Annotated in this window: 8 protein-coding genes; 5 read left to right on the top strand and 3 right to left on the bottom strand. The window is 54.1% G+C overall.

Annotated elements, in window-relative coordinates:
* Positions 1–106 precede the first annotated feature (106 nt).
* The 4 genes from groES (at position 107) to H6G13_RS24885 (ending at position 6,559) form a co-directional block, all read left to right on the top strand.
* Positions 107–418, top strand: coding sequence for a co-chaperone GroES (groES, locus tag H6G13_RS24870; RefSeq protein WP_190487942.1), 312 nt, complete (start codon positions 107–109; stop codon positions 416–418).
* A 151-nt stretch (positions 419–569) separates the two neighbouring features.
* The gene (gene groL, locus H6G13_RS24875) at positions 570–2,201 is read left to right on the top strand and encodes a chaperonin GroEL (protein ID WP_190487944.1); all 1,632 of its coding nucleotides are present in this window, start codon (positions 570–572) and stop codon (positions 2,199–2,201) included.
* A gap of 175 nt (positions 2,202–2,376) precedes the next feature.
* Positions 2,377–5,181, top strand: coding sequence for an ATP-binding protein (locus tag H6G13_RS24880; protein ID WP_190487946.1), 2,805 nt, complete (start codon positions 2,377–2,379; stop codon positions 5,179–5,181).
* Positions 5,182–5,188: 7 nt separating this feature from the next.
* Positions 5,189–6,559 carry a diguanylate cyclase gene (locus H6G13_RS24885; RefSeq protein ID WP_190487948.1) on the top strand — a complete coding sequence of 457 codons (1,371 nt, stop codon included), beginning with the start codon at positions 5,189–5,191 and terminating at the stop codon, positions 6,557–6,559.
* 68 nt (positions 6,560–6,627) lie between these two features.
* Here H6G13_RS24885 and tpiA read toward each other — a convergent pair whose 3' ends face one another.
* Complete coding sequence (tpiA, locus tag H6G13_RS24890) at positions 6,628–7,353, bottom strand: triose-phosphate isomerase (protein ID WP_190487950.1); 726 nt, start codon at positions 7,351–7,353, stop codon at positions 6,628–6,630.
* 245 nt (positions 7,354–7,598) lie between these two features.
* The gene (locus H6G13_RS24895) at positions 7,599–9,749 is read right to left on the bottom strand and encodes a polyribonucleotide nucleotidyltransferase (protein WP_190487952.1); all 2,151 of its coding nucleotides are present in this window, start codon (positions 9,747–9,749) and stop codon (positions 7,599–7,601) included.
* A gap of 375 nt (positions 9,750–10,124) precedes the next feature.
* Between H6G13_RS24895 and H6G13_RS24900 the strand changes: the two genes are divergently transcribed.
* Complete coding sequence (locus H6G13_RS24900; RefSeq protein ID WP_190487954.1) at positions 10,125–11,120, top strand: NAD-dependent epimerase; 996 nt, start codon at positions 10,125–10,127, stop codon at positions 11,118–11,120.
* 48 nt (positions 11,121–11,168) lie between these two features.
* On the opposite strand, the gene H6G13_RS24905 is transcribed toward H6G13_RS24900, so the two are convergent.
* Positions 11,169–12,119 (bottom strand): DUF4349 domain-containing protein, encoded by a 951-nt coding sequence (locus H6G13_RS24905; protein ID WP_190487955.1) that lies wholly within the window; start codon positions 12,117–12,119, stop codon positions 11,169–11,171.
* Positions 12,120–12,287 lie beyond the last annotated feature (168 nt).

The raw sequence follows: 12,287 nt of genomic DNA on the forward strand, positions 1-12,287 counted from the left end.
TTGAGAGTGCTAAGTCCTAAAAGAAGTATTGCGCTCCCGATTTTACACGGGATCATTCCACAAGCGCGCAACTTAATTGAGTATCAAATCTGGAGAGTAACATTTTATGGCAGCTGTAACTTTAGCGGCGTCTAGCCTTAAGCCGCTAGGCGATCGTGTTCTAGTTAAAGTAAGCGAATCCGAAGAGAAAACTGCTGGTGGCATCTTGCTGCCCGATACCGCCAAAGAAAAACCCCAGGTGGGCGAAATCACCGCTGTGGGTCCTGGCAAGCGCAGCGACGACGGCAGCCGTCAAGAAACCGAAGTGAAAGTTGGCGACAAAGTGCTGTACTCCAAGTACGCAGGCACCGACATCAAGCTTGGCGCTGATGAGTATGTGCTGTTGTCCGAAAAAGACATTCTGGCTGTCCTAGGCTAACCATCCCGTTTCGTGGGGCAGGTTCTCGTGGGAGCAGGTTTAGCAAACAGCTTTACCGGCCTGCTTACGAACTCGCTACAAAACCTGCCCTACTCCTAACTTGGCAGATCGCTCCAACTCTGTTTCAACACAACAACGCAACTAAAGAACTATGGCTAAGCGCATCATTTATAACGAAAATGCCCGTCGTGCTCTAGAACGCGGCATGGACATTCTGGCCGAAGCCGTTGCTGTCACCCTTGGACCCAAGGGCCGCAACGTGGTGCTAGAGAAGAAGTTCGGCGCACCCCAGATCGTTAACGATGGTGTCACCATCGCTAAAGAAATCGAATTAGAAGACAACGTTGAAAACACCGGAGTCGCGCTGATTCGTCAGGCTGCTTCCAAAACCAACGATGCTGCTGGCGACGGTACCACCACCGCAACTGTGCTGGCCCACGCCATGGTCAAAGAAGGCCTACGTAACGTCGCTGCTGGCTCCAACGCCATTTCCCTCAAGCGCGGCATCGACAAAGCCACCGCTTTCCTCGTCGAGAAAATCGCTGAGCACGCTCGCCCTGTAGGCGACTCTAAGTCCATCGCTCAGGTTGGCTCCATCTCCGCCGGTAACGACGAAGAAGTTGGCAACATGATCGCTGAAGCGATGGAAAAGGTGGGCCGCGAAGGCGTCATCTCCTTGGAAGAAGGCAAGTCCATGACCACCGAACTGGAGGTCACTGAAGGGATGCGCTTTGACAAGGGCTACACCTCTCCCTACTTTGTCACCGACACCGAGCGCATGGAAGCTGTGCTCGACGAGCCCTTCATCCTGATTACCGACAAGAAGATTGCCCTGGTGCAGGATCTAGTACCCGTACTGGAGCAGGTTGCCCGCGCCGGCCGCCCGCTGATGATCATTGCTGAAGATATTGAGAAAGAAGCCCTGGCAACCCTGGTTGTCAACCGTCTGCGCGGTGTGCTTAACGTCGCTGCAGTTAAGGCTCCTGGCTTTGGCGATCGCCGTAAGGCCATGCTCGAAGACATCGCGGTGCTGACCGGCGGCCAGGTGATCAGCGAAGACACCGGCCTCAAGCTAGACAACACCAAGATCGACATGCTGGGCAAAGCCCGCCGCCTCACTATCACCAAAGACACCACCACCATCGTGGCTGAGGGCAACGAAGCCCAGGTGAAGGCCCGCTGCGAGCAGATTCGTCGCCAAATCGACGAAACCGAGTCCAGCTACGACAAAGAAAAGCTCCAAGAGCGGCTGGCCAAGCTCTCTGGCGGTGTAGCAGTCATCAAAGTGGGTGCCGCTACCGAAACCGAGATGAAGGACCGCAAGCTGCGTCTAGAAGATGCTATCAACGCTACCAAGGCAGCGGTTGAAGAGGGCATCGTCCCTGGTGGCGGTACCACCCTGGCGCACCTGGTTCCCAGCTTGACCGAGTGGGTCAACGCTAACTTGAAGGATGAGGAGCTAACCGGCGGCACCATTGTGGCTCGCGCTCTAGCGGCTCCCCTGATGCGGATTGCTGAAAACGCCGGTAAGAACGGCGCTGTTGTGGCTGAGCGAGTCAAAGAACTGCCCTTTGATACTGGCTACGACGCCGCTAACGATAAGTTCGTTGACATGTTCGAAATCGGTATCGTAGACCCTGCTAAGGTGACCCGTTCTGCCCTGCAAAACGCGGCCTCCATTGCCGGCATGGTGCTGACCACCGAGTGTATCGTCGTAGACAAGCCCGAGCCTAAGGAAAATGCGCCCGCTGGCGCTGGCATGGGCGGCGACTTCGACTACTAAACTAAGGTCAACAACTCTCCCTAGCCTCGTTTTAGGGGCTTAACTGAGCAGGGCTGTCTTCGCGAGAAGGCAGCCCTTTTTGATCGCCGAGCAAGTTGAGTTCAGTTCATTGCCCTATCGATCTTTATGAGAATTAGCGGGAAAACTGGTAGAGGATCCCTTTGCGCTAGGTGGTATGCCGCGTCTTCTCCGTTTTCCCCAGGTTCGCCAACCGTGGGCTAAGCGTCCCCTACAGTGGATCTTGGTGCTGCCCTTCATCGCTCAATTGGTAGGGGCTGTGGCGCTAGTAGAATATTTATCTTTTCGCAATAGCCAGCGAGCGATTCACGATCTGGCCTCTCAACTGCGTATCGAACTAACTGGGCGAATTCAACAGCAAATTCAGGGCTATGTAGAATCGCCGTTTCTAATTAATGAAATGAATGCGATCGCACTGACCCAAGGCAGCATTCAAGTCAAGCAGGCAGAAGGGGAGTATCTGTTTTGGCAGCAGGCTAAGACCTTTCCTACTAATAATTTGATCTACTGCGGTACTGAGGCGGATGGTGCCTTTATGGGAGTGGGCCGATCAAAGGATGACGGCACGCTGCAACTGCAGATCTCTAATGCTGATACCAACTACTACTTTCAGTTCTATAAACTAGACAACCGAGGCAACCAGGCCCAGCTTAAAAACGAATTTCTAGACCGCCCCTACGACCCACGCCTGCGACCCTGGTATATTGCAGCAAAAGCTAGAGAAAGAGCCACCTGGAGCGAGATTTACCTAGATTTTGATGCCCTGGTACCGGTCGTAACGGCCAGTATTCCTGTGTACGACGCCAACCAGAAGCTGTTAGGGGTCTGTGCGGCCGACTTTCTGCTGTCTGCCGAATTAGACACGTTTCTTAGCGAGCTTGAGGTTGGTAAATCTGGCGAAACCTTTATTTTGGAGCGATCGGGGGCGCTGGTCTCTAGCTCTACCGCTAATGAGGAAAACCTGCTGCTGGGGGAAGGCACAGCAGCGGAGCGACTGCAGGCAGTTGACAGCAAAAATCCTTTGGTCAGCGCCACCGCTCGCTACCTGATCCAGCAATTTGGAGATCTTCGCTCTATTCAAGGCATTCAGCAAGTTGCTTTCCGGTTGCCCAATGGCCAGCAGCAGTTTGTTCAGGTAGCCCCCTTTTATGACAGCCGGGGTCTGGACTGGCTGGTGGTATTGGTCATTCCCGAGTCGGACTTTATGGCCGAGATTTATGCCAGCACGCACCTGACCGTATTTTTGAGTGTGCTGGCCGTAGCGGCAGCGCTAATTATCGGGCTGCTGACAGGCCGCTGGATTACCCGACCAGTGGCAAAGCTCAACCAGGCAGCTACAGCAATTTCCAACGGCGATTTTACTTCCGTGGTGGAGGTGGAGGGAATTGATGAATTGGAGGATCTAGCAGCTTCCTTCAACAGCATGGCCCACCAGCTTCGGCAGTCCTTTGACACGCTGGAGCAGCGCGTGCAAGAGCGGACGGCTGAACTGGCCGAATCAAACCTAGAGCTAGCGATCGCAAAAGATAAAGCCGAAGTTGCCAACCAGGCTAAGAACATCTTTATAGCCAACATGAGCCACGAGTTGCGATCGCCCCTAAATGCCATCTTGGGCTACTCCCAACTGATGCTACGATCCTCCTGTTTTTCCTGCGGTGAGAGAGAAAAGGTTGCTATCATTTATCGTAGTGGCGACTACTTATTGACTTTAATCAATCACATCCTGGACCTATCTAAAATTGAGGCGGGGCAGGCCAAGCTCTCAACCCATAACTTTGATCTCTATCAGCTGCTAGAAGACTTAGAAGATATGTTTCGGCTTAAGGCAGCCGAGAAACAGCTAGCGTTTATCTGTGAGCGGGGGGCATCCCTGCCGCGTTATGGCTCAACGGATGAAGTCAAGCTACGCCAAGTTCTGATCAATCTACTGGGCAACGCCATCAAGTTCACTCGGCAGGGCCAGATCACGCTGCGGGTTTACGCCTCGACTGTGGCAGCTGCGGTTGCTGTTAATAGCCCAACCCCTGAAGCAGCACCGAGCCAACTGCCTATTAGAGTGATCTACTTTGAGGTTGAGGACACCGGTATCGGCATGTCAGCCCAGGAGGTAGCTCAGGTGTTTGAAGCCTTTGTCCAGGCTCCGGCGGGCCGGGAAACACAGGAGGGGGCAGGCCTAGGCCTAGCCATCAGCCGCAAGTTTGTGCAGCTCATGGGCGGCGATATCACAGTCGAAAGCCAGGTTGGTTACGGCAGCTGCTTTCAGTTTGCTATTCCAATGGGACAGGTAGAATCGCTTCTGGCTACGGCAGGTGAGCAGCAAATTCTAGAACTGGTGCCGGGTCAGCCTACCTATAAAATTTTGGTAGTAGACGATAAGCTAGTGAATCGCTGCCTGCTGGTAGAGTTGCTGGCTCCCTTGGGGTTTGAAGTGCAGGAAGCGGCAAGTGGCCGAGAGGCTGTAGCTCTATGGCACTGCTGGCAGCCAGACCTAATTTGGATGGACATGCGGATGCCCGACGTAGATGGCTATGAGGCCACTCAGCAGATTAAAGCCACCGCAGCTGGGCAAAAGACGGTCATTGTCGGGCTGACAGCCAGCGTGTTAGCAGAGGAGCGGGCAGCTATTTTGGCGGCTGGCTGCGACGACTGCCTGCAAAAGCCTTTTAAGCAAGAGGCCGTTTTGGCTGCGATCGCAGCTCACCTAAACGTTCGCTACCGCTACACCCCAGAGGCATCTCTGCAGATCGCTGATGAAAGCCCTGAGCAAGTCCTCTTAGAGCTACGCCAAATGCCCCAAGCCTGGATTGACCGGCTTTATCAGGCGGCTCTGGAAGCAGATGCCCAGTGCGCCCTGAGTTTACTCCAGCAAATTCCGGCTGAGCGCGAGGCGCTCGTTCGCCAATTCAGCCACCTGGTTCATCGGTTCCATTTTGAAACGCTGCTTCAGATCATCGACTCCTGAGTTAACCATGACTCATCAACTTACTGCTGCGATGCCTGGCAATATCTTGATTGTTGACGACATTCCCGAGAACCTGCGGCTGCTAACAGAATTGCTCTCCCAAAGGGGTTACAGCGTCCGCAGTGTTCGCAGCGGTCAGATGGCCCTCAAAACACTAAAAGTCAAACTGCCGGACCTGATCTTGCTAGATATCAAAATGCCAGAAATGGACGGCTATCAGGTGTGTGAGGCAGTTAAAGCTAACGCCCAGACCCAGCACATTCCCATAATTTTTGTCAGCGCCCTGGATGAAGCGATAGATAAAGTCAAGGCATTTCAGGTGGGTGGGGCAGACTACATTACCAAGCCCTTTCACATAGAGGAGGTTGCTGCCCGTCTAGAGAATCAACTGACCCTCCAACGGCAGCAGCAGCTTCTAGGGCAAGAAGTCGCCAAACGCAAAGCGACAGAAGCTGTGCTAGATCAGTCCAAGACCCTTCTATCTAGCATTTTGAATAGCTCTCCAGATGGCATTGCAGCTCTCCAGGCTATACGACATCAGACTACCCAAGCGATCACCGACTTCCGCTGCCTGGTAGCCAATCCAGTTCTGACTCAACTGCTAAGCCGAGATCAGATTCAGCTGGAGGGTCTGCTAATGGGTGAGTACCTAGAAAATTTGGTTTCCCATTTGCCAGAGGCATTGATTCAGGTTGTCGACCACGGAAACCCCTGGGAAACGGAGTTCTGTTTTTTTGGGGCGGACGAGATGCTTTGGTATCAGCTGATAGCGGTCAAGCTGGGCGATGGGGTAGCTCTCACCCTACGCAATATGACCCTCCGCAAGCAGGCTGAACTAGCTTTAAAGGCTGCTAATCTTAAGCTCGAAACGCTGGCCCACCTGGATAGCCTAACGGGCGTAGCCAACCGTCGTCGCTTTGACGAATATTTTATTGGGGAGTGGCTGCGCCTAACCCGCACCAAACAGCCCCTTAGCCTGATTTTGCTAGACGTAGACTACTTCAAGCTTTACAACGACTACTACGGTCACCAGCAGGGGGATGACTGTCTGATGCGGTTGGCCCAGGCCTTAAAGCTGCTAGTGCATCGCTCAAGCGATCTGGTAGCTCGCTATGGGGGCGAAGAGTTTGCCATTGTGTTGCCGGGAACAGGGGCGAAAGGTGCGATCGCAGTCGCGCAACGCGTCCAAGTAGCCATTCAGGCTCTAGCCATGCCCCATTGTCAATCCCAGGTACAAGACACTGTCACTGTCAGCATGGGCATTGCCAGCATCATTCCCGACAGGGCAACCCCGCCTAAAGTTTTGATTCAGCAGGCAGACAAAACCCTGTACCAAGCCAAGCAGCGAGGCCGCAACCAATACGCCTACGAGCAGTAGGACAGGCAGAAGATGAAAGCCTGATGGATTGGTTAGGTAGCGCCTTCTTCCACCCTACCTAGGCGTCTCTAGACGTAGTTTACAATCCGGGCAAAGCTCTTAGGCTCTAGGCTAGCGCCTCCCACCAGTGCCCCATCAATCTCGGGCTGAGCCATCAGTTCATCCACGTTGTCTGGCTTGACAGAGCCGCCGTACTGAATTGTGACATCTGGGTTCTTCAGCTGCTGCCGAATGACACCAATGACTCGATTGGCTTCTACAGCCTCACAGGTATCTCCCGTACCAATTGCCCAAATCGGTTCGTAGGCAATCACCAGATTGGTCTGGTCCACGCCCACCAAGCCCTTTTCGATTTGTTTGATGATAACGGCTTCAGTTTCACCAGCATCTCGTTGCTGTTTTGTCTCGCCCACGCAGAGGATGGGTACAAAGCCGTACTTTTGGGCTGCCTGAAGGCGCAGATTCACTGTCTCGTCAGTATCGCCAAAGTACTGGCGGCGTTCGCTGTGCCCCACGACAACGAAACGAACGGCGAACTCCTGCAGCATTGCACCAGAAATTTCGCCGGTATAAGCTCCGGTCGTCTCCCAGTGAATGTTTTGGGCACCAATCCTAACTCGAGCCCCATGCAGATTTCTAGAAAGCGCACCGAGGGCTGTAAATGGAGCGCACAGCACGACCTCTCTATCATCGGGAGTTTCTGTTAGCTCCCCTAAAAAGCCTTGCAAGAACTCCAGGGCTTCTGCCTGGGTCTTGAACATTTTCCAGTTACCAGCAATGACAATTTTTCGCACAGTTGGTTAATGAATGGGGATCACGTCAATGGAATTGCATCATTGCATCCTACCGAGAAAGGTTCACCCGGATCAAATATTCCTCCTAACCCGTTCCAAGAATAGCCCCAGGAAGATTGTCCTGGCATAAAGGTGGGGCTATCTTAGCGGCGACTTCAGACACTGTAAACAGCACAAAAAAGGTGCCCCTAAGGGCACCTAAAGCAAATAACACTGAACGCTAAAGATGCGCCAACTGTTATCTGTTACCGGGCAGCAGCAGCCTCACGGGCGGCAGTCGCCTCATCAGGATGGATGTTCAGGCGGGTCAAGTTGATCCGGCCTCGGCCATCAACTTCCCGAATCTTAACGATGACATCATCGCCGACGTTCACTTCGTCCTCAACCTTGTTAACCCGGTAGTCCGCCAACTGGGAAATGTGAATCATGCCCTCCTGGCCGGGCAGAAACTCCACAAAAGCTCCAATGGGAATGACCCGCGTGACTTTGCCCGCAAAGACATCGCCAGCTGAGGGCCTGTGGGTAATGGCTTCAATTAGGGCTCTGGCCTGTTTGGCCTTTTCCCCTTCGATAGCGGAGATGGTGACGGTACCGTCGTCGGCAATATCTACCTTAGCTCCGGTTTGCTCGGTGATGCTCTTGATCTTCTTACCGCCAGGTCCAATCACCATCCCGATCATCTCGGGATCGATCTTGATGGTCAGCAGTCGGGGGGCGAAGGGCGACAGATCCTGGCGAGGCTGATCGATGGTTGACAGCATTTTCTCTAGAATGTGAAGCCGGGCAGGCTTGGCCTGGTGAATAGCATCAGCAATCACCTTCATTGGCAAGCCAGTGATCTTCATGTCCATCTGCAGAGCAGTGATGCCGCTGTCGGTGCCAGCCACCTTGAAGTCCATGTCTCCCAAGAAGTCTTCGATGCCCTGGATGTCGGTGAGGATGCGCACCTCATCGCCTTCCTTAATCAGGCCCATAGCAGCCCCGCTGACGGGTTTGACGAGGGGCACTCCGGCATCCATGAGAGACAAGGTAGAGCCGCAGACCGAGCCCATGGAGGTCGAGCCGTTGGAGGAAAGCACCTCAGAGACAACTCGAATCACATAGGGAAACTCTTCTTTGGGCGGCAGAACCGGCACCAGTGCCCGTTCTGCTAGGGCTCCGTGGCCGATCTCGCGGCGACCGGGCGATCGCATGGGGCGAGTCTCGCCTACGGAGTAGGGCGGGAAGTTGTAGTGGTGCAGGTAGCGTTTTTCTTCGTCGGGGTGCAGGTCGTCCATCATCTGAGCATCGCCGGGGGTGCCCAGAGTGGTGATAGACATTACCTGCGTCAGGCCCCGTTGGAACAGGCCGCTGCCGTGTACTCGCTGAGGCAGTAAGCCAACCCGGCAGCTGATGGGGCGAACTTCATTTAGCTTGCGGCCATCGACCCGCACGTGATCTTCTACAATCTGCCGCCGCATCATCTTTTTGGTGACAGATTTGTAGGTGTTGCCTAGAGCTTTGGCATTTGCAGCAGCGGCAGCTTTGATTGGGTCTTCATCGCTCAGAGCTTCTATTTCAGCTGCGATCGCACTCTTGATCGCATCTAGCTTCTCATCGCGCTCAGGCTTGGTCAGTTCAAACTGCTTCAGCACCTCTTTGATGCTAGCTGTCGCTTTCTCCTGAACAAACTGTTCCAGGGTCGGATCGGTTTCCGGCTCCGTCTCCTGCACCAGCTCAATGCCCAGTTCAGCAATCAAATCCCGCTGGGCTTGAATCAGATCCTGCACGACCTCATAGCCAAAGTCGATTGCCTCAATCATGTCCTCTTCAGGCAGCTGATTGGCCCCTGCTTCGACCATGATGACGCCATCGGGAGACCCGGCGACGATCAGATCTAGATCGCCGTCCTCGACTTCCTGATAGGTGGGATTGATAACAAAATCGTCTCCGACCAGACCAACTCGAACCGCCGCCATGGGGCCATTAAAGGGAATTTTTGCCAGCATGACAGCGACCGAAGCACCAGTTGCCGCCAGCACATCTGGCGGCACATGCTCGTCCATCGACAACGTGGTCGCAACCACCTGAATGTCGTCTCGCAGCCAGCCCGGAAATAGGGGTCGCAAAGGCCGGTCAATTAGACGGCTGATGAGCGTGGCCCGCTCTGGGGGGCGGCCCTCCCGCCGCAAAAATCCGCCGGGAATTCGTCCGGCTGCATAGAGGCGCTCTTCGTAATCCACCAAAAGCGGCAAAAAGTCGATGCCCTCCCGCGCAGAGGCTCGTGTAGCAGTTACTAAAACGGCTGTATCGCCAGACTGTACTAACACAGCTCCCCCTGCCTGAGGAGCCAACAAACCTACTTTCAGTCGAATATCCCGTCCGTCAAAGGATATCGACTTTTCAATTTCTTGCATGTACGAATACGTCCTCTTCGTTCTTTTTCTCTCTTCTATTGAATAGATCCTAGCACTGGATTGGGTTCCTGCTTGAATAAGTTACAGGTTATGTGCTATGGACCGTCAACCACAAAGAAATGAGTAGCTTTCTGTACCAGGCTGTTACTGTTGGACAGGCAATACCACCCGGCATCAAAGTTCTTTTTCCAGAGTAACGCGGTCTCTTTCAACTTGATCTCAAGGCTTCCATTAGGCTGGGATCCGCTTCCACGGCAGAATCGCCAAGAACGTAGGGCATTCTAAAGGCAACTGCAGAGGACTGCCGATTTTGCTTTTGAGTTTGCCAATTATTCGCCAAACAATCGGGCCAACGGCTGAAGGGAGAGCTATTTCATGAGGATTTTGATCACTGGAGTCGCTGGCTTTATCGGTTTTTTCGTGGCTCGGCATCTGCTAGCAGCGGGCCACACCATTTACGGCATCGACAATCTCAATGATTACTACGACGTTCGCCTCAAGCAGGATCGTCTGCAGCAGCTGCTAGGAGAGCCCCAATTCACCTTCGAAAAATTGGATCTGTTCGATCGAGCAGGCATGATGACTCTGTTTGAGGCCCATCCCTTTGATGCGGTAGTACATCTAGCGGCCCAGGCCGGAGTGCGCTATTCCCTGGAAAATCCCTTCGCCTATTCCGATAGCAACCTGTCCGGTTTTCTCAATGTGCTAGAAGGCTGTCGTCGCGCTCAGGTTCAACATCTCGTCTTTGCGTCGTCTAGTTCGGTCTATGGGGCCAACCGCAAAGTTCCTTTTGCGGTTAGCGATACGGTGGATTATCCGGTGTCTCTCTACGCTGCCACCAAAAAAGCCAATGAGCTGATGGCCCACGCCTACAGCCACCTCTATCAGCTACCCATGACCGGACTGCGTTTTTTTACCGTGTATGGCCCTTGGGGCCGACCGGATATGGCCTACTTTAAGTTTGTCGATGCGATCGCACACGATCGCCCCATCGACGTCTACAACCACGGCCAAATGAAGCGCGACTTCACCTACATTGATGATGTTGTTGAAGGGATTGTTCGCACCCTAGGTCATCCACCTCAGCCCCTAGCGACTACGGTAGAAGACTGTGATAGCCGTGCCCCCTACAAAATCTACAACATCGGCAACCACCAGCCGGTAGCCCTGCTGCGCTTTATCGAGGTCATTGAGGCGGCCATGGGCAAGCCCGCCGAGAAAATCTTTAAGCCCATGCAACCTGGCGATGTGCCCGCCACCTACGCCGATGTCGATGACTTGATGCAGGCCGTCGGGTTTCAGCCTAACACCCCTATAGAAGTGGGTATTGGTCAGTTTGTGCAGTGGTACCGGGGATATTACGGCGTGTAGGGAGATAGGGAGGGTGGGGAAGACGCGTTCCGCATCCCTGCATCTTCTTCACTCCCCTCCAACCCTCTCCACAACCACCGACTGCCCTGTTCGCCGCTGCCATCGGTAGCCGCCAAAGGCAATACCTGCGATTAGCGCTAGGTAAGGGCTATAGGCTAGAAGCCACAGGCTAATTTTGAGGAGGCCAACGGTGAAGGTGCCGACGGATTGGGTGGCGGCTTGCCAGGAGGTGCTGACAGTCTCTCCTAGGGGACGGGGGTTGGGAGCCGCTGCGATCGCGCTGGTCAGAGTCAGTGTAATGGTTGAGTAGGTAACTTGGCGATTAAGCTGCTGCTGCTGGGCAGCCAAGCGCTCAATCGACTCTCGGACAGTGCTCAACTCGCGAGACACTTCCAGAACTTCAGGAATTTTGCCGGAGCGATCCATGATTTTGAGCAGAGCGGTTTCCGACTGGCGCAGATTACGCAGACGGGCTGACAGATCAACTAGCTGGTCAGACACGTCTTCTGCGGTTACCGACTGCTGCTGAATGTCTCCTAGCTGGCGAATCTGGTCGAGGGCAGCCTCTAGGTTTTGCTGAGGCAAGCGCAGGGTCAGGTTGACCTGGCGAGGGGCCGTCAGCTGTTGGGGCTGCCAATCTTCTAGGGTTAAAATGTCACCTTGGAACTGCCGAGCGATTTGGGTAGCAGCGGCAGTGCCCTCGTCTACGTCATCGAGAATCAGGGTTAGTTTGGCCTGCTTGACCAGTTGGGGGGAGGCTTCAGGCAGAGGTACAGCAGGGGCACCACCCGCTGCAGCTTCCGAAGGCACAGCCGCATCCATCCCTGCATCCGACTGGACAGTTTGAGAAAAGGTTTCGCCTGTTTGAGGTGCAGCTGCCTCTGATGAACTGCGCGAAGGGGTAGTAGAGACAGCCCCACATCCGGTTAGCAGGCTGGTGGTAAGAAGACCGAGCAGGGTCAGTTGCCAGCGGGCAGTAGAAAAGAGAGACGCAGCCATATGCCTTACCAGAAGAGAACAGTCCTAGTATCAGATCGGGCTCTGTTCACTGATGGCCGGTTGCAAATTCCGCAACAGTTAAGCGGCACAAAATAGGCAGGAAACAGTGTTTCCTGCCTGAAGACGGTTATCTAAGATGAGAGCCAAAGCACAAGATTTCTCCTAGCC

Source organism: Pseudanabaena sp. FACHB-2040 (genome assembly GCF_014696715.1).
GTDB lineage: Bacteria > Cyanobacteriota > Cyanobacteriia > Phormidesmidales > Phormidesmidaceae > JACVSF01.

Excerpts from the sequence above, each read along its gene's own strand:
- groL (WP_190487944.1), top strand. The coding sequence starts at position 570 with ATGGCTAAGCGCATCATTTATAACGAAAATGCCCGTCGTGCTCTAGAA.
- H6G13_RS24885 (WP_190487948.1), top strand. The coding sequence starts at position 5,189 with ATGACTCATCAACTTACTGCTGCGATGCCTGGCAATATCTTGATTGTT.
- groES (WP_190487942.1), top strand. The coding sequence starts at position 107 with ATGGCAGCTGTAACTTTAGCGGCGTCTAGCCTTAAGCCGCTAGGCGAT.
- H6G13_RS24895 (WP_190487952.1), bottom strand. The coding sequence starts at position 9,749 with ATGCAAGAAATTGAAAAGTCGATATCCTTTGACGGACGGGATATTCGA.
- H6G13_RS24905 (WP_190487955.1), bottom strand. The coding sequence starts at position 12,119 with ATGGCTGCGTCTCTCTTTTCTACTGCCCGCTGGCAACTGACCCTGCTC.
- H6G13_RS24900 (WP_190487954.1), top strand. The coding sequence starts at position 10,125 with ATGAGGATTTTGATCACTGGAGTCGCTGGCTTTATCGGTTTTTTCGTG.
- H6G13_RS24880 (WP_190487946.1), top strand. The coding sequence starts at position 2,377 with ATGCCGCGTCTTCTCCGTTTTCCCCAGGTTCGCCAACCGTGGGCTAAG.